Annotated in this window: 18 protein-coding genes; 6 read left to right on the top strand and 12 right to left on the bottom strand. The window is 23.4% G+C overall.

Going from position 1 to position 23114, the window contains the following annotated elements:
• Nucleotides 1–59: 59 nt before the first annotated feature.
• The 3 genes from rpsA (at nt 60) to tpiA (ending at nt 2976) form a co-directional block, all read left to right on the top strand.
• Nucleotides 60–1736: a 30S ribosomal protein S1 gene (gene rpsA, locus D9V61_RS01570; protein ID WP_158339494.1), complete on the top strand. Its 1677-nt coding sequence runs from the start codon at nt 60–62 to the stop codon at nt 1734–1736.
• Between the two features lie 91 nt (nt 1737–1827).
• Nucleotides 1828–2112 carry an integration host factor subunit beta gene (gene ihfB / locus D9V61_RS01565; protein ID WP_158339493.1) on the top strand — a complete coding sequence of 95 codons (285 nt, stop codon included), beginning with the start codon at nt 1828–1830 and terminating at the stop codon, nt 2110–2112.
• Nucleotides 2113–2211: 99 nt separating this feature from the next.
• A complete protein-coding gene (tpiA, locus tag D9V61_RS01560; protein WP_158339492.1) occupies nt 2212–2976 on the top strand; it encodes a triose-phosphate isomerase in 765 nt (254 codons plus the stop codon).
• Between the two features lie 10 nt (nt 2977–2986).
• Here the strand turns inward: tpiA and D9V61_RS01555 are convergent, their stop codons facing one another.
• The 7 genes from D9V61_RS01555 to phrB all read right to left on the bottom strand — a co-directional run bounded on the left by D9V61_RS01555 (nt 2987) and on the right by phrB (nt 12216).
• A complete protein-coding gene (locus D9V61_RS01555; RefSeq protein ID WP_158339491.1) occupies nt 2987–3781 on the bottom strand; it encodes an MIP/aquaporin family protein in 795 nt (264 codons plus the stop codon).
• Between the two features lie 64 nt (nt 3782–3845).
• Nucleotides 3846–4808, bottom strand: a complete 963-nt coding sequence (gene pfkA, locus D9V61_RS01550) for a 6-phosphofructokinase (protein ID WP_158339490.1) — start codon at nt 4806–4808, stop codon at nt 3846–3848.
• Nucleotides 4809–5000: 192 nt separating this feature from the next.
• On the bottom strand, nt 5001–5696 hold the full coding sequence (gpmA, locus tag D9V61_RS01545) for a 2,3-diphosphoglycerate-dependent phosphoglycerate mutase (protein ID WP_158339489.1): 696 nt from the start codon (nt 5694–5696) through the stop codon (nt 5001–5003).
• A 173-nt stretch (nt 5697–5869) separates the two neighbouring features.
• A complete protein-coding gene (gene sucB, locus D9V61_RS01540) occupies nt 5870–7117 on the bottom strand; it encodes a dihydrolipoyllysine-residue succinyltransferase (protein ID WP_158339488.1) in 1248 nt (415 codons plus the stop codon).
• Nucleotides 7118–7120: 3 nt separating this feature from the next.
• Nucleotides 7121–9862: a 2-oxoglutarate dehydrogenase E1 component gene (locus tag D9V61_RS01535; RefSeq protein ID WP_158339487.1), complete on the bottom strand. Its 2742-nt coding sequence runs from the start codon at nt 9860–9862 to the stop codon at nt 7121–7123.
• Between the two features lie 165 nt (nt 9863–10027).
• Nucleotides 10028–10771 carry a Nif3-like dinuclear metal center hexameric protein gene (locus D9V61_RS01530; RefSeq protein ID WP_158339486.1) on the bottom strand — a complete coding sequence of 248 codons (744 nt, stop codon included), beginning with the start codon at nt 10769–10771 and terminating at the stop codon, nt 10028–10030.
• Nucleotides 10772–10782: 11 nt separating this feature from the next.
• The gene (gene phrB / locus D9V61_RS01525) at nt 10783–12216 is read right to left on the bottom strand and encodes a deoxyribodipyrimidine photo-lyase (protein WP_158339485.1); all 1434 of its coding nucleotides are present in this window, start codon (nt 12214–12216) and stop codon (nt 10783–10785) included.
• 238 nt (nt 12217–12454) lie between these two features.
• Here phrB and fldA point away from each other — a divergent pair, with 238 nt between their 5' ends.
• Nucleotides 12455–12976 (top strand): flavodoxin FldA, encoded by a 522-nt coding sequence (gene fldA / locus D9V61_RS01520; protein WP_158339484.1) that lies wholly within the window; start codon nt 12455–12457, stop codon nt 12974–12976.
• A 479-nt stretch (nt 12977–13455) separates the two neighbouring features.
• Here fldA and gap read toward each other — a convergent pair whose 3' ends face one another.
• The 4 genes from gap to D9V61_RS01500 form a co-directional block, all read right to left on the bottom strand.
• Entirely contained in the window at nt 13456–14460 is a 1005-nt protein-coding gene (gene gap / locus D9V61_RS01515) for a type I glyceraldehyde-3-phosphate dehydrogenase (RefSeq protein ID WP_158339483.1), read from the bottom strand.
• Between the two features lie 104 nt (nt 14461–14564).
• The gene (locus D9V61_RS01510; protein ID WP_158339482.1) at nt 14565–15803 is read right to left on the bottom strand and encodes an FtsX-like permease family protein; all 1239 of its coding nucleotides are present in this window, start codon (nt 15801–15803) and stop codon (nt 14565–14567) included.
• A gap of 15 nt (nt 15804–15818) precedes the next feature.
• A complete protein-coding gene (gene lolD, locus D9V61_RS01505; protein ID WP_158339481.1) occupies nt 15819–16505 on the bottom strand; it encodes a lipoprotein-releasing ABC transporter ATP-binding protein LolD in 687 nt (228 codons plus the stop codon).
• Nucleotides 16498–17682 carry a lipoprotein-releasing ABC transporter permease subunit gene (locus D9V61_RS01500; RefSeq protein WP_158339480.1) on the bottom strand — a complete coding sequence of 395 codons (1185 nt, stop codon included), beginning with the start codon at nt 17680–17682 and terminating at the stop codon, nt 16498–16500. Before D9V61_RS01500 ends, lolD begins: the two co-directional genes overlap by 8 nt.
• A gap of 613 nt (nt 17683–18295) precedes the next feature.
• Between D9V61_RS01500 and mfd the strand changes: the two genes are divergently transcribed.
• Complete coding sequence (mfd, locus tag D9V61_RS01495; protein ID WP_158339479.1) at nt 18296–20719, top strand: transcription-repair coupling factor; 2424 nt, start codon at nt 18296–18298, stop codon at nt 20717–20719.
• 71 nt (nt 20720–20790) lie between these two features.
• Entirely contained in the window at nt 20791–21795 is a 1005-nt protein-coding gene (gene pgl, locus D9V61_RS01490) for a 6-phosphogluconolactonase (RefSeq protein WP_158339478.1), read from the top strand.
• Between the two features lie 8 nt (nt 21796–21803).
• Here pgl and bioA read toward each other — a convergent pair whose 3' ends face one another.
• Entirely contained in the window at nt 21804–23090 is a 1287-nt protein-coding gene (bioA, locus tag D9V61_RS01485) for an adenosylmethionine--8-amino-7-oxononanoate transaminase (RefSeq protein ID WP_158339477.1), read from the bottom strand.
• Nucleotides 23091–23114: the final 24 nt, after the last annotated feature.

The raw sequence follows: 23114 nt of genomic DNA, 5'->3' as shown, positions 1-23114 counted from the left end.
GATCATTTTGACATGAAGTTAAAATGAACGTTTAATAAAAATCTCTCAAAATTATTAATATGAATGAATCTTTTGCTCAATTATTTGAAGAATCACTAAAAGAAATTAAAACTCGTCCAGGTTCAATTATTCGCGGAACCATTGTCGCTATAGAAAAAGATATAGTTTTAGTTGACGCGGGACTTAAATCTGAATCTGCTATTCCTGCCGAACAATTTAAAAATTCTCAAGGTTTTTTAGATATTAATGTAGGAGATCAAATTGATGTTGCTTTAGATGCCATTGAAGATGGATTTGGGGAAACACTTTTATCTCGTGAAAAAGCAAAGCGTCATGAAGCATGGTTAATATTAGAACAAGCCCATGAAAAATCAGAAACGGTTATAGGAATTATTAACGGTAAAGTTAAAGGTGGTTTTACTGTTGAACTCAATGATATACGTGCGTTTTTACCTGGTTCTTTAGTAGATGTGCGTCCAGTTCGAGAAACAATACATCTTGAAGGAAAAGAATTAGAATTTAAAGTTATTAAATTAGACCAAAAGCGCAATAACGTTGTTGTTTCACGTCGTGCTGTAATTGAATCAGAAAATAGTGCCGAAAGAAATCAATTATTAGAAAATTTACAAGAAGGAATGCATGTTAAAGGTATTGTGAAAAATTTAACTGATTATGGAGCTTTTGTAGATCTAGGTGGTGTAGACGGTCTTTTACATATTACTGACATGGCTTGGAAACGAGTTAAGCATCCTAGTGAAATAGTAAATGTAGGTGATGAAATTAATATTAAAATTTTAAAATTTGATAGAGAGAGAACACGTGTTTCATTAGGATTAAAACAACTAGGTGAAGATCCATGGATAGAAATTTCCAAACGTTATCCAGAAGAAACTAAAATAACTGGCCGTGTAACCAATTTAACAGATTATGGTTGTTTTGTAGAAATTGAAGAAGGAGTAGAAGGTCTCGTACATGTTTCTGAAATGGATTGGACTAATAAAAATATTCATCCATCAAAAGTAGTTGTTGTTAATGATATTGTTGAAGTAATGGTTCTGGATATAGATGAAGAACGTCGTCGTATTTCTCTTGGTTTAAAACAATGTAAAATGAATCCATGGAAAGAATTTTCTGAAACTCATAAAAAAGGGATTCATGTTATTGGAAAAATTAAATCTATTACAGATTTTGGTATTTTTATTGGTTTAAATGGAGGTATTGATGGATTAGTACACTTATCTGATATTTCTTGGACAATACCTGGTGAGGAAGCAGTTAAAAAATATAAAAAGAACGATGAAATTTCTGCTGTAGTTCTTCAAGTAGATGCTGAAAGAGAACGTATATCTTTAGGAATTAAACAATTAGAAGAAGATCCTTTTAATATTTATATTACAAACCATAAAAAAGGTATAGTTATTACTGGAAAAATTAAAGCTTTAGATAAAAAGAATATTATTGTAAAATTACCAGAAAATTTAGAAGGTATTATAAAATTATCTGATATTTCTAAGTCATCTTCTGAAGATATAATAAATAAATTAAAAATTAATGATGAAATTTTTGTTAAATTATCTAGTTTTGATCGAAAAAATAGAATAATTTATCTTACAATTCATAATATAAATGAAAATGAAAAAAAAGATTTAACAGTTTCCTCTAATAGCAAAAAAAATGATGATGCTTTTTCTAATGTAATGATAGAAGCATTTAAAGCAGCTAAAAATACTGAATGATTACTTTTCATGAAAATATATTTTTTATACGGCTATTTTAAAAATTTATCAATATGAATAATCTTTTAATATTTATAAAAATAGAGGATTTATGACTAAGTCAGAATTATTCGAAAAAATTGCTGAACAAAAAATTCATATTTCAAATAAAATGATAGAGCGTGCTACAAAAGAAATGCTAGAACATATGATTATATCGTTAGCACAGGGACAAAGAATTGAAATTCGAGGATTTGGTAGTTTTTCGTTACATTATCGTTCTTCTCGTATTGGTCGTAATCCTAAGACTGGAAAAACAGTTAAATTAAATGAAAGGTATGTGCCTTATTTCAAACCAGGAAAAAAATTACGAGATCGGACAAATATATACAAGTAATATTTTTTATATATACTTTATAGTAGAAACTAAGTTTATATATATTTCTTTATAAGAAAGCTTAGTTTCTATAATTTAACAAAATTATGAAGGTGATAAATGAAAAAATTTTTTATTACAGCTAATTGGAAATTAAATGGAAATATAAAAATGATTTCTAGTTTTTTTGAACGTTTAAAATTATATTCATCCGTTTTTTTAGAAAAAAACATTGTTATTATTGCTCCTCCAACTATATATTTAGAGAGAGTATATAAAAATATAAAAAATATGAATATTTTTCTTGGTGCGCAAAACGTAGATATTAATTTACAAGGAGCATTTACTGGAGAAACATCTGCTTTAATGCTACAAGATATAGGAGTAAAATATGTTATTATTGGACATTCCGAAAGACGTTTATTACATCATGAAACTAATGATCTTATTTCAAAAAAGTTTCATTTAATTAAAGAGTTAAATTTAATACCTATTTTATGTATAGGTGAAACAGAAAGAGATAAAAAAAATGGTCAAACTCAAAAAATTATTAAAGCACAATTAAATTGTATATTTAAAAAATTAGGAAAATCGGTATTTAATAATACAATAATTGCATATGAACCTATTTGGGCAATTGGAACAGGTTTATCAGCTGATCCAAAAGATGTGCAATTAATACATCAATTTATTAAAAATTATATTAAAAAACATGATAAAATCAATACAAATGATATATTAGTTCAGTATGGCGGCTCTATTAATCATACTAATGTAAAAAAATTTATTGAACAACCAGATATAAATGGTTTGTTAATTGGAAATTCATCTCTAAGTTTACAAGAATTTTTAAAAATTATAAAAATAGCTCATGATATTATTTAAAATATAAAAATCAATTATTATTATTAATTAATAATTTATGTATCCAACCACCTAAATTGGTACCTAAAATTGGACCTATTATAGGAATTAAACAACATAAAATGTTTTCATTTCCTCCAGTAAAAGAGAAAATACCCCATCCAGTTAAACTTAGAAATATTTTAGGACCTAAATCTCGTGCTGGATTTAGACTGATATTATTTAAAGGACTTATAACTAAATTAATCATACACACTAATAGTCCTATTAAAATAGGTATTATAGACTTATTATATAGAAAGTAATTATTATTTTTATTATTAAATTCTAATAAAATTATCATAAAAAGTGCAGTTGATAATATTTCTATCATAAAATTAAAAATAAAACTATTTTGACAGTTAGGATAAACACAAAAAATAGAAGCTAAATTAAGACTTTCTTGTGTTCCTCTTATAATATTATTCTTGCTTTCAAATGAAATTAATAAGTTGTTATAAAGATAATATATTAACATTGTAAAAAAAAAAGAACCAAATATTTGAGATACAATATAAGGTAATACCTTTCTTTTATGAAATTTGGAAGAAAGCCAAAAGAAAATAGTAATGGCTGGATTTAAATGAGCACCAGATATTGAAGAACTAAAATAAATTGATATAGATACTGCAAAACCCCAAATACAGCTTATTTCAAATTGATTAAAGTCAATATTTTTTAACTTTAAAGCAGCTAAAGAGCCTATGCCAAAAAAAACTACTAAACCTGTTCCAAAAAACTCAACAAAACATTTTTTTATTAAATTTTTTTTTCTATAAATATTCATTTTTAAAGCCTATATTACTTTATTTAAAAATTAGAGCGCCGGTAAAACCGGCACTAATTTTATATTAATATAACTTTTTAGCAGTAATTAACCAATCTTTTTTAAAAGTACGTTTCATATTTTTTAGTGCATTTTTTATATCATTAAAAACCATTTTTTCATTTTGTATTCCAACGCATTTACCTTTATAACCTTTTATTAATAATTCAACTGAATACGCACCCATTCTTGAAGCTAATATACGATCATATACTACAGGAGCACCACCTCTTTGAATATGACCAAGGATTGTAGCTCTAGTTTCTCGATTTGTTTTTTTTTCAATATATTTTGCTAATTTTTCTACATCACAAATATATTCTGTTATTGCAACAATAGCGTGTTTTTTCCCTTTAGCAATACCTGCTTGAATCTCAATAACTAATTCTTCTTGTTTATAGTCAATTTCTGGTAATACAATAAATTCACATCCACCAGCGATCGCTGCAGCTAATGTTAAATCTCCACAATATCTTCCCATTACTTCTACGATAGAAATACGTTGGTGAGAAGAAGAGGTATCGCGTAATCGATCAATAGCTTCAACAACCGTTTGTAAAGCTGTAAAATAACCAATTGTATAATCAGTTCCTGAAACATCATTATCTATAGTACCTGGAATGCTAATACATGAAATGCCCATTTCTGTTAATTTTTGAGCTCCAATATAAGATCCATCACCTCCAATAACAACGAGAGCATCTATATTTCTTTTTTTTAAATTTTGTACTGCAATAGAACGTATTTCATCTTGATGAAAACTAGAAAATCTAGCTGATCCTAAAAATGTACCACCTCTATTGATCATATCAGATACACTATATCTATCAAGATTTACCATACGGTTTTCATATAAACCTAAATATCCATCATAAATTCCAAATACTTCTAATTTTTCACTAAGCGCTGTTCTAACAACTCCTCTAATTGCAGCATTCATCCCTGGAGCATCTCCACCACTAGTTAAGACTCCAATTTTTTTAATCATTAGAACCTCTTATTTTTAACTCGATAAAGTTTTTTTATTTTTTTAAAACAATATTTTAAAAAAATCTATTAAGTCTTATGTTTTTAAAAATATATTTATGCTACTTCGTATCAATATAATTCTAAATATAATTAGATTAATTTATTATTAAAGTTTTTAAAAATATAAAAAAAAATAATTTTTTTAATAAAATTATTTCAAATAATACCACTTAAGTGGATTAATCTCTTTATCGAAATCTAAAATAATAGGTGTTGCAGTAGGAATATTTAATTCTAAAATTTTTTTATTATCTATTTTATTTAAATATTGTATTAAAGCACGTAAAGAATTCCCATGAGCTACAATAAGTATTCTTTTATTACTTTTTAATTGAGGATAAAGAATTTTATGCCAATAAGGTATCACTCGTTTTGCAGTTATTTCTAAGCTCTCTCCTAGAGGAATAGTATTAATATCAAGATGTGAATATCGTATATCATTTCCTGGAAAACGTTTGTCTTCTATTTTAATTTGAGGCGGGATAATATTAAAACTTCTTCTCCATAACATCACTTGTTTTTGTCCATATTTTTGAACAACTTCATCTTTATTCAATCCCTCTAATGCACCATAATGTCTTTCATTTAAACGCCAAGATTTTTTAACTGATAACCAAGTTTGGTTTAATTCGTCTAAAATATGTTGTAAAGTATGAATAGCTCTTTTTAATACAGATGTATGTGCATAATCAAAAAAAAATTTTTCTTTTTTTAATAACATAGCAGCAGATTTTGCTTCATCTTTCCCTTTTTTAGATAATTCAGCATCATACCATCCAGTAAATTTATTTAATTCATTCCATTCACTTTGACCATGTCTTATTAAGACTACTTTATTATTTTTCAATTTATTCTCTTATTATTCTGTATTTATAGAAAAAAATATAAGCGTATATTTTTTATTATTAATTTTTTTTATATAAAATTTTTTTATTGTAAATCATAAAATAAAAGTACAGTTTATGAATAATATAACTACTGTACTTTTAAAGTATAAAATATTAAATTATAGAAATAATCTTAAATATCAATTAAAATACGAGTAAAATCTTCTAATATATTTTTTATATTTACTAAAAAACCTACAGATTCTTTTCCATCGATTAAACGATGATCATAAGATAATGCTATGTACATCATAGGAAGAATTTCAACTTTTCCATTAAGAGCTACTGGACGTTCTTGAATCATATGCATACCTAATATAGCTGTTTGTGGAGGATTAATAATAGGTGTAGACATCAATGAACCAAAAACACCACCATTGGTAATGGTAAAATTTCCACCTATTAATTCCTTAATATTAATTTTATTTTGAAATCCCTTAATAGAAAATTCTTTTATTTTTTTTTCTATTTGTGACATTGTCATTTTATCAGTATTTTTTAATACAGGTGTTATTAATCCTCTCGGTGTTGAAATAGCAATACTTATGTCAAAATTATTATAAAAAACTATATCTGTTTTATCTATATAAGCATTGATTTCTGGAAAGTTTTTCAAACCTTGAACCACTGCTTTTACAAAAAAAGACATAAATCCAATTTTAACACCATGTTTTTTTTTAAAGTCTTCGCCATATTTTTCACGTAAAAGCATTATTGGCTTCATATTGACTTCATTAAAAGTTGTAAGCATGGCTGTATTGTTTTTACTTTCTAGTAATCGCTCTGCGATTCTTTGACGCAATCGAGTCATTTTTACTCTTTTTTCAAATTTTTCATTTTCTTTTTCATGTTTTTCGCTGATATCTACAGAACTTTGACTTAATATGCTTTTATTTATTTTTTTTTCTTCTGTTTTTATAATATTTTCTAAATTAACTTTATTATTTTTTTCTATTATTTTTTTTAAAGAATTCTGATTAATATTAATTAATCGTCTTACAGATGGCGTAAGATACTCTATATTATTTTGTAAAGAATATTCTATTTTTTTTTCTTGAGTGATAGAGTGTTTTTTTGTATTTGATACTTTTTTTTCTTTTTCTTTAATATTGTTACTAGATAAATCATTTTGAATCATATCTAATTTATCTATTTCACCAAGTATTTGTTGAGATTTAACTATTTTACCTTCTTCTTCTATAATTAGTCTTAATATACCATCACATGGAGAAGATACTTCTAACATAACTTTATCTGTTTCAATATCAACTATATTATCATCACAATTAACTTTATCTCCTATTTTTTTATGCCATTTTACAACTGTTGCATCACTAATAGATTCCGGTAAATCTGGAACAAGAAGATTTATTTTTTTCATTCCTTATCCTATTATTGAATTAATATTTAATGCATTGTGAATAATTTTTTCTTGTTGTTTTTTATGAATAGAAATATAACCAACTGCAGGTGAAGCTGAAGATTTACGACCAATATATTTTAATGAAGTATCTGATGGTAACATATCATTTAGATAATCTTTAACATAAAGCCATGCACCTTGATTATAGGGTTCTTCTTGACACCATATATAATCTTTTATATAAGAATAATTTTTAAATATTTTAAATATTTCAGTTTTAGGAAAGGGATATAATTGTTCAATACGAATTAAAAGAACAGAAGTAATTTTTTTTTCACGACGATGTTTTAATAAATCATAATATACTTTTCCAGAACAAAATATAATACGTTTTTCTTTTTTGTTAATATTATCTATTTCATCTATGACTTTCTGGAATTTTCCATTTATAAGAGTATTTAAAGAAGAACTGGCCATAGAATTTCTTAATAGAGATTTTGGAGTGAAAATAATCAATGGTTTATAAATTTTATCAAATATTTGGCGTCGTAAAATATGGAATATTTGCGATGACATAGTAGGTATACATACTTGCATATTTTTTTCTGAACAAAGTTGAAGAAATCGTTCAATTCTAGAAGACGAATGTTCAGGCCCTTGTCCCTCATAACCATGAGGTAGGAAAAGAACTAAATTAGATTTTTGATTCCATTTTTTTTCACCAGAGCTTATGAATTGATCAATAACTACTTGAGCTCCATTAATAAAATCTCCAAATTGAGCTTCCCAAATATTAAGTTTATTAGATGGAAATAAAGAATATCCATATTCAAATGCTAAAACTGCTTCTTCTGATAACACAGAATCCCAGATTTCAAATCTACCTTGTTTTTTACTAATATGATTTAATGGAACATAAATAGAACCATCATTTTGATTATGAATAAAAGCATGGCGATGGAAAAAAGTACCTCTACTAACATCTTCTCCAGAAATACGACAAGAAATTCCTTCTTGAATGATTGTTGCATAAGCTAATGTTTCAGCTGCACCCCAATCAAATAATTTTGATTTTTGAGCCATTTCCAATCTTTCATTATAAATTTTTTTAACTCGATGATGCATTTTAACTGAATTAGGAATATCGTTAATTACATAAGCTAATTTTTGTAAATTAGAAAAATTTATATTTTTATTTATTGTTTTTATATTTTTTTCTTCTTCAAGATTGTGATCTTGAAAATTTATTTTTTTAGATCTTGAAAAAATATATTGACCTTTTTGTAATTTAGCAAAATATTGATTTATAATTTCTTGGTTTTTTTCAAATGTAATTATTTTTTTAGATATTAGTAAGTCAGAATATATTTTTCTTACAGTAGGATGATTTTTTATCTTAGAATACATTATAGGTTGTGTAACAGATGGTTCGTCTACTTCATTATGTCCGTTACGTCTATAACAAACTAAATCTATAAAAACATCTTTTTTGAACTTTTTTTTAAAATACAGAGCTAGTTGAATAGTAAAAATACACGCTTCTACATCATCTGCATTAACATGAAATATAGGTGCTTGAATTATTTTAGCAATATCAGTACAGTATTGACTAGAACGAAGACTTTTTGGATTAGAAGTAGTAAATCCAATTTGATTATTAATAACTATATGAACAGTTCCTCCTATTTTATAACCTTCTGTTTGAGACATATTTAATGTTTCTTGGACTACTCCCTGTCCAATGACAGAAGCATCTCCATGAATACTAATAGGTAATATTTCACTATCGATTTTTTTCATTTCATCAATATAGGATCGAGCTATTCCTGCAATAACAGGATTAATTATTTCTAAATGAGATGGATTGTATGCTAAATTAAACATTATTTTTTTTTCATTTTTTATTTCTGAAATACCTCCCATATGATATTTAACATCACCGCTTATTTTTTGAAATAGATTTGAACCAGAAAACTCATCAAATAAAATTTTTGGACTTTTATTTAAAATATTAACAAGTACATTTAATCTTCCTCTATGAGGCATCCCTAATATTATTTCAGATATGTTATTTTTTTTAGAAAACCTTATTACTTCATGCAGAATAGGAATTAATGTTTCTGCTCCTTCTAGAGAAAAACGCTTTGCTCCAGGAAACTTCTTTCCAATGTATTTTTCTAAAGTTTCAGCATAAGTTATTTCTTTTAAAAAATGTATTTTTTCCTTTTCTGTAAATAAATTTTCATCAAAAAAAGATTCTATATAATTTGTAATCCATTTTTTTTCGGATATATTATCTATATACATATATTCAAAACCAATAGAACCACAGTATTTTTTAGATAATATTTTATGTAAACTTATAATATTAGTTTTAAAATTAGAACAATTTTTAAAATTTATTTTAACGTTTTTTTTTATTTCTTCTTGTGTAAAATTATAAGATAAAATATCTAAATCTGTAATTTTTTTTTGTTTGCTTAATTGAAGCGGATCAATTGAAGATCTTTTATAACCTTGTATACGAAATGAATTAATAATATGATTAATTTTATTAATAAGTAAATATGTATTAACTTTTGTATCATTTGTATTGAAAATATTTTTTTGTTCCTTAGAAAGTTCTAAAAATGCTTCATGCCATGTGGCATCTACAGATTGAGTATCTATTAGAAAATTTTTATATATTTTTTCTATATAATCTTGATTTTCTCTAGATAGCCAAGAAGAATCTAACCAAAATTTTTTTTTATTTTTATCCATAATTTTCTTTTAAAGAAGTTATTACATTAAATTTTATAAATATTTTAAATTAAAAAAAATATTTATAAAAATGTATAAATATATTTCTCATTATATAATAAGAAAGATATTAAATTTATTTAAAAAAATAAAAATTTAAAATAATTTAAATTTTATTTAATAACATTATGCAGGATTATAAATATCAATAAAATCAACACATAAATTATATTTTCTATGCAACCATTTACCTAAAGATTTAACACCATCTTTTTCAGTCGCATGATGTCCTAAAGAAAAAAAATGAATACCTAACTCTTTAGCAATATGAGTAGTTTCTTCTGAAATTTCACCTGTTAAAAAAGCATCGATTCCAAATTTACATGCTTGTTTAATAAAACCTTGTCCTCTACCACTACACCAAGCAATACGATTAATGTACAATGGAGCATTTTCATATAAATGTATAGGATATCTTTTGAACTTTTTTTCTATTTCCTTTGCAAATTCAAAACCTGTTATTTTATTTTTTATAATTCCCCAAAAAACACAAGGTAAAATATTGCCCTGAATACAAATATTTAATTTTTTAGCTATTTGTGCGTTATTTCCTAATTCTGGATGAATATCTAAAGGCAAATGCCAACTGTATAAGTTAATATTATGAGTAAGTATAGTTTTTAATCGTTTTCTTTGCATATTATGTATGTATCTTGATTCATTTTTCCAAAAATAACCATGATGAACAATTATAGTATCAGCATTATAAAACAATGTTTTATCTAATAAAGCTTGACACGCAGTAACTCCTGTAATAATTTTTTTTACTATTTCTGTTCCTTCGATTTGTAAACCATTAGGAACTATATCCTTACATTGATCAGATAATAATTTTTTATTGATAATATTTTCTAAAGAAAAATTATTCATAAATTTTAAACCTATTTTTTAAATTTTAATCGTGCCTGATTAAACAGTAACAAAGATTTTTTTCTACTGTCATTATAATTGATAATAGGACTAGGATAGTCTAATTTAAAATTTTGTTTATTCGCCCATTCATGTGGTTGATGGATATCATTATTAGGTACATTTTTTAATTCCGGAATAAATTTTTTTATAAAAGAACCTGATTTATCAAAAATTTTTGATTGATTTAATGGATTAAAAATTCTTATATAGGGGACAGCATCACATCCTACTGATGCTGACCATTGCCATCCTCCACTATTAAGTGCTATATCTCCATCAATTAAATGAGATATAAAATATTTTTCACCTTTCCTCCAATTAATGAAAAGATTTTTTACTAAAAAACTTGATGTAATCATTCTTAATCTATTATGCATCCAGCCTAATTCATTTAGTTGTCTCATACCAGCATCTATTATAGGGAAACCTGTTCTTCCTTCTTTCCAAGCGTTAAAATGTTGTATATTTTTTTTCCAATTAATTTCTTTTTCCCATGTCACTAATGGTTCAGATCTACTAATTTTTGGAAATTCAATTAATAAATGGTAGTAAAATTCACGCCATAATATTTGATTAAACCAGGAAGAAGTAAGAATAACATCTGATGAAAAATTATTTTTTGTTTCTAAAATCATCATAAGACAGCTTCTAGTTGATATTATTCCTGCAGATAAATATGGAGACAACATACTGGTACCATCTAAAAAAGGAAAATTTCTTTTCAATGGATAATCATTAATTTTATGTATACAAAAATTTTTTAAACGATTAATAGCATTTTTTTCGCCAATTGGAAAAATATTTTTATTGAAGTATGCATTTGTTTTTTTAAAAGAAATTGGAATAAAAAGGGTATCTCTATCGGGTTTTCTTTTTAAAGGGATAGGAAAACATTTTGGTATATTGCTATATAAATTTTGTATAATTTTTTTTTTAAAAAAAGTAAAAACTTTATATGTTTCATTTTTTTTATTTCTAATTTTTTTATTAGAAAATAAAATTTTGTCATGAAAACCTTTTACATAGAGTCCTTTTTGAGATAATTTTTTTTTTACTAAATAGTCTCGATTGCGTTCATTTATTTCATATTGATAATTATAAAATAAATTATTTATCTTATGTTTTTCACAAAAAAAAACAAGATATTCTATAGAGTTTAAAAAATCAATAGATTCATGATAATATAAAACAATATTTAATTTTAATAATTCTTTTTGCAAATCAACTAAATGATAATAAATAAAAGATATTTTTTTCTTAGACATATAGTGATTATTCGATTCTCTAGGAGTTGCAATAAATAAACCTATTACTTTATCTTTATCAGATTTGCATGCTTCATGTAAAGCTGTATTATCATATAAACGAAGATCATTACGAAACCAAACCAAATTTTTTTTCATGTTATTTATATTCAATATATTAAATTAGGAAAATACTTATAAATATATACTACATTTTTATAAAAAATTTTATAATTATATTATAATAATATAGATAAAAAAAATCGAACAACAATTTTAAATTAAAATATTTTTTAGATAAAATCTATAAAAAAAAATTTTTTTATAAAAGTAAAATATAAACAGAAATAAATTAGAAATATTTATATTAAAAATATATTTTATTAGAGGAAATAAAATGAACAAAATAGGTATTTTCTTTGGAAGCGATACTGGAAATACAGAAAAGATAGCTAAATTAATTCAAAAATATATAGGTAATGATATTTCTTTTTTATATGATATTAGCAATTCCTCTCAGAAAGATATTGAAAATTTTAATTATTTAATATTAGGAGTACCAACTTGGTACTATGGTGAAGTCCAATGTGATTGGGATGATTTTTTACCACATTTAAAAAAAATTAATTTTTCAAATAAAACTGTTGCATTATTTGGATGTGGTGATCAAGAAGATTATAGCGAATATTTTTGCGATGCAGTAGGTATAATTTATAATATTTTAAAAAAAAATAAAGCAAATATAATTGGAAAATGGTCGACAAAAGAATATAATTTTGAACAATCTAAAGCTTTATTAAATAAAGAATATTTTGTCGGATTGATTTTAGATGAAGATCGACAAGCAGAAAAAACTGAAGATAGAATAAAAAAATGGATTAAAAAAATTATTCCATATTTTAATCAAAATCAAATATAAAAAAAATATAATTTTTATTGAAATTTATATATTTTTAAAAACTTTGAAATTTATATAATTAGAAAAAATTAAAAATATTTAATAATTATACAAATTTTATTTTATTAAACTGTCTTACAGAATTTTTTTATAATAAAATTGAATTTAAATAAAATTAAAAAATAAAATTTTTATTAGTTATCAATATAAATTATATTGAAAAAAATTTAATCATTAAATACCATTTTTTATTCAATATAAAAAAATAATATAATGTTTCTTGAGTTCTTATTTAATTAAATAAGAAAGACTATTAATTTTTTAAAAAACAAAACTAAAATATTTTTTAAAATATAAAAAGCAGTATTAAGTATAGACTTAATACTGCTATATGTAAAAAAATAAAATATATCTATTTTTTTTAATTGCAGTATAAATACTATTCTTTAAAAATAAAAAATTATATTTATATTTTCAAAAATTACTACTATAATTATATTTTATATTTGTATTCCAGATACTAAAGATACTAAATCCAGAACTTTACTAGAATAACCTGTTTCATTATCATACCAAGAAATCAATTTAACAAAATTTTTATTTAAAGATAAACCTGCTTTAGCATCAAAAATAGAAGTTAATTCTTCACCATTAAAATCTGTAGAAACAACTTCATCTTCAGTATATCCTAAAATCCCCTTCATATTTTCTCGAGAAGATTGCTCGATTATCTGACATATTTCAGTATATGTAGCAGATTTTTTATAACGAACTGTTAAATCAACTACAGATATATTAGATACTGGTACTCGAAACGCAATACCAGTTAATTTTCCATTTAAATTTGGTAGAACTTTCCCTACAGCAATAGCTGCGCCGGTAGAAGATGGAATAATATTTTGTAATGCTCCTCTACCACCTCTCCAATCTTTACTAGAAGCTCCATCGACAATTTTCTGTGTAGCTGTACTAGCATGTACAGTAGTCATTAAGCCTTCAATAATACCAAATTCATCATCTATTACTTTAGATAAAGGAGCTAAACAATTAGTAGTACATGATGCATTTGATACAATTTTTTCTCCTTTATATGTATGAAAATTAGCACCTCTTACAAACATAGGAATATTATCTTTAGAAGGACCTGTAACGACTACTTTTTTTGCACCAGCTAAAATATGTTTATAAGCTTGTTCCTTTGTCAAAAAAAGACCTGTTGATTCAATTACCACATCAATTGATAAATCATGCCACATTAATTGTTCGGGATCTTTAATTGCAGTAATACGAATTGTTTTCCCATCAATAATAATATTATTCTTATTGACTTCAATATTTTTTTTAAAAGTACCATGTGTAGAATCATATTTTAACATGTAAGCTATATATTCAGGAGTTAATAAATCATTTATAGCTATAATTTCAATATTCGAACGTTTTTGAGCAAGTCGAAATAATACACGTCCAATACGACCAAATCCATTAATTCCTACTTTAATAGTCATTTTTTCACCATTTTATAAAAAATTATTTTAATAATTAGATATTTAATTTTTATGTATTTTCTTGATTATTTTTTATTAAAATCAATATTTTTTAAAAAATATTTTTAGTATTCTTTTAATATTTTACTAGGATTAATTTTTGAAGCATAATATGCTGGATACCAATTTATTATAATTCCTATTATTATTGTACTTATAAATATAACTATTATGTCTAATATATTTATTTTTAAAAGAAAGAAATTATTGTAATAGATATTATCTAAGAGTATATTATTTTTAAAGTTTTTTTCTAAAAAAAATATTATTCTCTTAAAATTCAATATTGTCGCTATTCCTATAAGTAAACCAATTATATTACCAACAATTATATAGCGTAATCCATAATATAAAAAAATTAGTTGAATAAGAAAATTATTAGCACCCATACTTCGTAAAATAGAAATTTCTTTTGTTTTTTTAGATACAGTCATGAGAGAGATAGATGCAATACTAAAACATGAAACAGTTACTAATAATAAAAGTCCTAAATATACTATTACCCTGATTTTTTTAATATTATGATATATATCTTTATAACTATTAATCCAGGTATATGCTAAAAGAGGTTTATTGATTTTTTTTACAGCATTTAAAATAACTTCATCTGCATTAAAAGGATTAGACATATTTAATTCGATTGTATTAGTATTACTATCTGCATAAAAAAATTTTCTAAAAAAATCAAAGGGAACATATCCTATATTTGAATCTAATATTCCATTTGATTCAAATACATCTACAATCTTTAAAGAAAAACTTTCTAGCTGTGGACTAATATAGTTATCTTTTTTAGATAAGAAAAATATGCTGATCCAGTCACCTTTTTTTATTGATAAATGTTTTAATAAATAAGATGAAAGAACAATTTCATAGTCATAGTATTTTTTTTTAAAAAAAATATGTTTATTTTTTGAAAAAGAGACAGTTTTTTTTAAAAATTCTATATTGCTAAAACTTTTAATTTCAATTGGTTTAATTTCATTTTTTATAACTAATAATCCATTAGTAACAATATAAGGTTGAACATAATTTACACCTGGAAAAATTTTTAATTCTTTTATTACATCTTGCCATTTTAAAGACGATTGATCAGTTAGTTGAATAATTCCATGGGGTAAATTTGACAAAATTGTTTTATTTAATAATATTTGAAATCCGTTTAATGCACTAAAACTCATAACTAATGCAAATACACTAATAGATATTCCTATCTTAGATAAGATGGAAATTAATAGTACTGGGTAATTTTTATTTTGTTTAAGATATAATCTTTTTGCAATTAAAAAAGGTAAAAAATTCATGAAAATTTCTTTAAATTAATTTTTATAAATAAATAATTGACCATTTTTTATTTTAAATAAAATAGGTATTTTTTTTATTAAAACAGGATCATGTGTAACAATTAAGAAAGAAGTATTAAAATCAGAATTTAATTTAAATATTAAATTAAAAATAATATTTGCATTATATGTATCCAAATTACCGGTAGGTTCATCTGCTATTATTAAAGAAGGTTTATTAATAAAAGCTCTAGCAACAGCAACACGTTGTCTTTCCCCTCCGGAAAGTTGGGATGGATATTTTTTTATTTTATCTTCTAATTTAACTTTTTTTAGCATTTTATATGCTATTTCTTCAGATTCTTTTTTACTTTTCTTGTTAATTAAAAGAGGTATTGCAACATTTTCTAATATATTAAAATCTAACATTAAATGATGAAATTGATAAATAAAACCTAATTCAACATTTCTGAATTTTGACATTTGATTAGATGACATAGAACTAAATAATTTACCATTAAATAATATTTCACCCGAAGTAGGAGTATCTAATCCTGCAAGTAAATGTAAAAAAGTAGTTTTTCCTGAACCTGATTTTCCAATAATACCTGCTATATTTCCTTTCTGTAATTCAAATGATATTTTTTTTAAAATATTAACAGTTAAATTTCCATCTTGATAAGATTTAGTTAGATTAAGACATTTTATAATTATATTATTCATTAGATAAAATTTTAGCTGGTTTTAATTGAACAGCATTCCAAGATGGATATAACGTTGAAAAAATTGCTAACAATACAGAAAAAATGTTAATTAAAAAAACTTGAGACGGTATTATAATTATTGGTATATTCGTTTCATCAAAAAAAATATCAATAAAAAATTTTAAAAAATTATTTTGTACTATTAATACAATACTAATTATTGTTCCTAATATATTTCCAATAATTGCATTACTTGAGCCAAATATAACGAATATTAACATAATTTTCCAATTCATTAATCCTTGTGTTTTTAAAATCGCAATAGCATTTTTTTTTTCTATTATATATACAGTAAGAATTATAAATATGTTTAAGACAGATACTAATAAAATTAAAAAAAATAAAAATAACATAATATATTTTTCAATTTTTATTGCTTTAAAAAGTTCACCTTTTTGCATTTTCCAATCTAATAAAATAAAATCATCTATTGTTTGTCTGATTGTATTAATATTTAAAGATAATGGATTTTTTAACCATATTCTCCAACCAGTAACATAATTTTTAGAATAATTAAGAAAATTTAAACTATCTTCTTTATTCATTAAAATTTGATAATAATCAACTTCACTTTTAGTTGAAAAAATATTAATTATTTTAAACATATGTTTGTTAAATATTTTTTTTTTATTAGATAAAAGAATTAATTTCACTGTATCGCCAATATGCACATTAAGTTTTTTGGCCAATTGTTTTCCTATAATTATATTATAAAATTTTGGTTTAAGCGTATTTAAAATATTTTTTATATTATAGTTGTGTGTATTATAATAGTTTGTATTATCAATTCCAATTATTTCTGCTATAGAAATATTATTTTTGCTTTGTACAATAATTTCTTTGCTAATAAAATCAGAAATTTTTTCAACATTATTGAATTTTAAAATGTTTTTAGGAAACATCGTCTTTTTAACATATTGATTTTTATTAGTTATAATTAAATGGGGAATAAAAGATAAAACATTTTTTTTAAAATTTTCTTCAGATCCATTTATTATAGACATAATAATAATCAGTGAAGCTGTACTAATACTAATACCTATAATGGATAGAATTGTAATAATTTTTTTAAATATTGGTAAATGAGTACTCCATAAATATCGTATAGCGATAAAAAGAGAGATAGGTTTATACATACTGATATCATCTTAAATTTGTAATTTTTTTAAATTCTTTTTATGTAATTAGAAATAAAAATTTATTTTTAATAATAGATGTAAAAAAATTTTTATATAATTCAAAAAATTAAATTAACAAAATTTTATTTATATTAACAATATTTTCAACTCTTAGTTTTACTTTTTTTAGTATATAATAAATCATAGTATTATATGTTTTAAAAAAGTAAATATAAAATATACTTTTAAATTTTAAATCACTATTCTATGATATTTTTTTATATTGAATATCATATTTTCTATTTTATAACGTTATATATAAAAAAATTAAGTTTTATTAAAATTTAATACATAAGATATTTAATCATTAATATATTTTTTCAAAACTGATATACATTAAAAATTAATTTTTATTTAAAAAATTTTTAATATAAAAATTTTTTATATATAAAATTAAAATATTTTTAAAAATAAAATTAGTTAAAATTAAAATACATTATTACATTAGTAAAAAAATATATTTAAATATTTTATTAAATTTATAAAAAATTATATACTTAAATATTATTTTTTTATAATAAAAAAATATATTAATAATTATCATTACTTTCTTCAAAGAAACACTCTTCTTATGAAAATTATAGAAAATAAAAATACTATTCATTTTAAACATCAAAATTTATTAAACTTATTTAATAAAATTCATAATCAAAAAAAAAACAATAATTTATTATCTTATTTATATTTATTTCCAGGGAAAATAATATTTTCTCTAACACAAGAGAAATCTTTAAAAAAAATCTTAAAACTTTTATCGAAAAATAAAATTTATCCACAGTATATAAAAAAAATTATTGATATAAATCAAAAACTTGATTATTTTTATATGATAAAAGAACTTAAAAAAACATTTTTAGATAAAAAAAATAATCTTTTATTTATTTGTACAAAAGATTTTTTACCAGTATTTATTAAAAATCAATGCATTGATAACATAAAAAAAAATGTTCATACTTTAAAAAATAGTCATTTATCTCAATTAATTTTAAACCATCCAATTGTTCATATTGAACACGGTATTGGAAGATATGAGGGATTAACTACTATAGAAACTGCTAGTATACAATCTGAATATTTAATTATTTCATATGCAGAAGGAGATAAACTATATATACCTATTTCTTATCTACATCTTGTTTCACCCTATACTGAAAAATCAATTGAAAATGCTCCTCTTCATAAATTAGGAAGCGATGATTGGAATAAAGAAAAAAATAAAATTAGTAAAATTATTTATGATCATGCTGCACAATTATTACATGTTTATGCTAAAAGAGCATCTAAAAAAGGTTTTTCATTTAAAAAAGATCAAGAACAATACGAACTTTTTTGCAATAATTGTTCATTTCAGACAACATCCGATCAAAATGAAGTAATGAAATTTGTATTAAAAGATATGTCTAAAGAAAGTCCTATGGATCGGTTAATTTGTGGGGATGTAGGTTTTGGAAAAACAGAAATTGCAATGCGAGCTTCTTTTTTAGCTGTGTCTAATAATAAACAAGTAGCTGTTTTAGTACCAACTACTTTACTGGCACAACAACATTATAAGAATTTTAAAATACGTTTTTCGAATTGGCCTATTATTATTAATATATTATCTAGATTTCAAACAAAAAAAGAACAAGATTTAATTTTTAAAAAAACTAAAAATGGACAGATTAATATAATAATAGGCACTCATAAACTATTATTTAATAAAATAGACTGGTATAATCTTGGATTATTAATTATTGATGAAGAACATCGATTTGGTGTAAGTCATAAGGAAAATATTAAGAAAATATATTCAAATATTGATATACTTACTTTAACAGCCACACCTATACCCCGTACGTTAAATATGGCAATGACTGGCATAAAAGATTTGTCTATCATAGCACAACCTCCAGCTCAAAGACTAGCAATTAAAACTTTTATTCAAGAATATAATCCTTTATTAATAAGAAAAACAATATTGCGTGAAATATCAAGAGGTGGTCAAATTTATTATATATATAATAAAGTAAAAAATATTACAAATATTGCTGAAAAATTATCAATATTAATTCCCGAGGCTAATATTAAAATAGGTCATGGAAAAATGAAGAATATTGATTTAAAAAAAGTTATGAATGAATTTTATAACAATAAATTTAATGTTTTAATTTGTACTACAATTATTGAAAGTGGAATGGATATACCAAGGGCAAATACAATTATTATTGAAAATTCTGATCATTTTGGACTATCTCAGCTTCATCAACTTCGTGGTCGTATTGGTAGATCAAATCATCAAGGTTACGCTTTATTCCTAGTTAATAACTTTAATAAAATTACTCCAGATGCAAAAAAAAGATTAGAAGCAATTTCATCAGTCGATAATTTTGGAGGTGGTTTTTCTTTATCTAATCAAGATCTTGAAATTAGAGGAGTAGGTGAAATATTGGGTAAAGAACAAAGTGGACATATAAAAAATATAGGTTTTTCTTTATATATAAAATTATTGCGAAATGCTATTAATTTATTAAAATCTGGACAAATTTTATCTATTGATAAATTATCAAAAAAATCGTTAGAAATTGAATTACATGTATCTTCTTTATTACCGGATAATTATATAGTTGACGTTAATACAAGATTATTTTTTTATCAAAAGATTTCAGATGCAAAAAATGAAAAACAAATAGAAAAAATAAAATATGAACTAATTAATCAATTTGGAAAATTACCTGATTTTTCTAAAAATTTAATTTTAATTTCTAAAATTCAATTAATAGCTGATTTAATTGGTATTAAATGTATTAAATCTAATAAAAATATAGGTTTGATAGAATTCAATCATAATAGCTCTATAAATATTGAATATTTACTAAAAATATTTCAAGAAGAACCAAATATTTGGAAGATGGAGAGCTCAACAAAAATAAAATTTACTTTAAATTTTAAAAAAGATTATTTACGTCTTAAATGGATTATAAATTTCTTAAGAAATGTATATGAAAATAGTGTTTAACTTTCATTGTATATAAAAATATTTTGAAATGATTATTAATAATATTATTTAACAAAATTAAAGGAATTAGTATGAGACAGGTTGTTTATATTGCAAATTCAGATAGTAAAAATATAGAAGTATGGAATTTATGTAATAATGGAAAAATGGATTTAATACAAAAAATTGAAACAAATGGTGAAGTTCAACCTATAAAAATCATCAAAGATAAAAATTTATTATATGCAGGAATTTCCCCTAATAATAAGATTATTACCTATTCTATAGGTGATAACGGTTTTCTTAAAAAAAAGAATGAAATTTGTATTCCAGGAAAATCAAATTATATTTCTTTTGATCAAAGTAAGAATTTTTTATTTTCTAGTTCTTATCATGCTAATTGTATTAGTGTAAGTCCATTAAATCTATGTGGTATACCTCAAAATCCAATACAAATTATCTATAATATAGAAGGTTGTCATGCTGCTAAAATAAATTATAAATATAATATATTATTTGTTATGTCTCTTAAAGAAGATTGTATTTATTTGTATTATTTAACAGATTTTGGAATATTAAAAAGTACTGAACAAAAAATACTACATACTCAAAAAAAATCAGGACCCCGTCATATTGTTTTCCATCCTAATCAAGATTTTATTTATACTATAAATGAATTAAATGGAACTATAGACATATGGAAAATATATAAAGAAAAAAATATAATAAAGGTAAAAAATATACAAAATATCAATATATTAAAAAATCAATCTTCAGAACATTACTGGTCTTCTGATATTCATTTAACATCATGCGGTCGTTTTTTATATGCTACTGATCGATTTCTTAACATTATTTCATTATTTCATATTAATCAATATGATAACAAAATTGTTTTTTTTAAAAGTTATCAAACAGCAGAACAGCCTCGATCATTTGGCATAAACTCTAATAATACAAATTTAATAGTAGCCGGGGAAAAATCTAATACATTCATCATATACAGTATTTCTAATAGTACTGGCGAATTAAAAAAATTAAATATATATGATACTGGTCAAAGACCTGTATGGGTACTTATACATAAATTATATTAAAATTGAATTTACGTAAATAACTCAGTTTTATTTAAAGCATTTATAATAGTATTGATAAGTTTTTTTAATGCATAAGTACTAATAGTATAAGGTGGTACAATATAAATTAATTTTTTAAAGGGTCTAATCCAAACACCATTTTCAACAAAAAATTTTTGTATTAAAAACATATTAACTGAACGTGAGCATTCAACTACACCGATAGCTCCTAATATACGTACATCAATTACATATGGATGATTAATTAATGGTAATAAGTTTTTAAATAATTGTTTTTCGATATTAGATACTTGTTTTTTCCATTGATTAGTTTGTAATATTTTTATATTAGCATTAGCGACTGCACATGCTAATGGATTACCCATATAAGTTGGACCATGCATGAAACAACCTGCTTTACTTTTACTGATAGTCTCAGCAATATGCCGCGAAGTTAAAGTCGCAGCTAAAGTTATTGTACCCCCTGTAATTGATTTTCCTAAACACAATATATCTGGTACAACATCAGCATGTTCAAAAGCAAACATTTTTCCAGTTCGACCAAATCCAGTTGCGATTTCATCAAAAATTACTGGAATCGAATAATGATCAGATAAAATTTTTATTTCTTTTAAATACATCGGATGATAAAAATTCATTCCTCCTACACCTTGTACTATAGGTTCTAATATTACTCCTGCTATTTTAAATGAATTTTTTTCCATTATTTTTTTAAAAGATGCAATATCATTAATATTCCAATCTTGATAAAAGGAAGAAACGGGCGCATCTGCAAATAATTGTTTTGGCAGTAAATTATTATATATTTTATGAAGAGAATTTTCAGGATCTGAAACTGACATTGCAGCGAAAGTATCACCATGATAACCATTACGAACAGTTAAAAATAATTTTCTTTTTTGACCTAATGCTTGCCAATATTGTATTAACATTTTCATTGCTACTTCAATAGAAACAGAACCTGAATCAGAAAGAAAAACACAATCTAATTTTTCTGGTGTTAATTTAATTAATTTTCGACATAGTGTAATTGCTGGTAGATGTGTAATTCCACCAAACATTACATGAGACATTTTTTTTATCTGTTTTTTTAGTGCTTTATTTAAAACAGGATGATTATATCCATGTATTACAGACCACCATGAAGACATACCATCTATTATATTTTTTCCGTTTTTTAATTTTAAATAGAATCCTTTAGCAGATATAACAGTATAGCAAGGTATAGGATGAATCATAGAAGCATAAGGATGCCAAATATGTTTATAATCAAAAAATGTATCAGATTGACTCATGATAATTTACATATAAAATATTAG

Source organism: Buchnera aphidicola (Acyrthosiphon lactucae) (assembly GCF_005083565.1).
GTDB lineage: Bacteria > Pseudomonadota > Gammaproteobacteria > Enterobacterales > Enterobacteriaceae > Buchnera > Buchnera aphidicola_AH.
Note: the sequence above shows the minus strand (reverse complement) of the source record. Positions and strands in the feature narration are given on the sequence as shown.

Bases quoted from the DNA above. Each gene is read 5' to 3' on its own strand.
- pfkA (WP_158339490.1), bottom strand. From the start codon at position 4,808: ATGATTAAAAAAATTGGAGTCTTAACTAGTGGTGGAGATGCTCCAGGG.
- fldA (WP_158339484.1), top strand. From the start codon at position 12,455: ATGAACAAAATAGGTATTTTCTTTGGAAGCGATACTGGAAATACAGAA.
- gap (WP_158339483.1), bottom strand. From the start codon at position 14,460: ATGACTATTAAAGTAGGAATTAATGGATTTGGTCGTATTGGACGTGTA.
- rpsA (WP_158339494.1), top strand. From the start codon at position 60: ATGAATGAATCTTTTGCTCAATTATTTGAAGAATCACTAAAAGAAATT.
- tpiA (WP_158339492.1), top strand. From the start codon at position 2,212: ATGAAAAAATTTTTTATTACAGCTAATTGGAAATTAAATGGAAATATA.
- lolD (WP_158339481.1), bottom strand. From the start codon at position 16,505: ATGAATAATATAATTATAAAATGTCTTAATCTAACTAAATCTTATCAA.
- pgl (WP_158339478.1), top strand. From the start codon at position 20,791: ATGAGACAGGTTGTTTATATTGCAAATTCAGATAGTAAAAATATAGAA.
- D9V61_RS01530 (WP_158339486.1), bottom strand. From the start codon at position 10,771: ATGAATAATTTTTCTTTAGAAAATATTATCAATAAAAAATTATTATCT.
- bioA (WP_158339477.1), bottom strand. From the start codon at position 23,090: ATGAGTCAATCTGATACATTTTTTGATTATAAACATATTTGGCATCCT.
- ihfB (WP_158339493.1), top strand. From the start codon at position 1,828: ATGACTAAGTCAGAATTATTCGAAAAAATTGCTGAACAAAAAATTCAT.
- phrB (WP_158339485.1), bottom strand. From the start codon at position 12,216: ATGAAAAAAAATTTGGTTTGGTTTCGTAATGATCTTCGTTTATATGAT.
- D9V61_RS01500 (WP_158339480.1), bottom strand. From the start codon at position 17,682: ATGTATAAACCTATCTCTCTTTTTATCGCTATACGATATTTATGGAGT.
- sucB (WP_158339488.1), bottom strand. From the start codon at position 7,117: ATGAAAAAAATAAATCTTCTTGTTCCAGATTTACCGGAATCTATTAGT.
- D9V61_RS01510 (WP_158339482.1), bottom strand. From the start codon at position 15,803: ATGAATTTTTTACCTTTTTTAATTGCAAAAAGATTATATCTTAAACAA.
- D9V61_RS01535 (WP_158339487.1), bottom strand. From the start codon at position 9,862: ATGGATAAAAATAAAAAAAAATTTTGGTTAGATTCTTCTTGGCTATCT.
- mfd (WP_158339479.1), top strand. From the start codon at position 18,296: ATGAAAATTATAGAAAATAAAAATACTATTCATTTTAAACATCAAAAT.
- D9V61_RS01555 (WP_158339491.1), bottom strand. From the start codon at position 3,781: ATGAATATTTATAGAAAAAAAAATTTAATAAAAAAATGTTTTGTTGAG.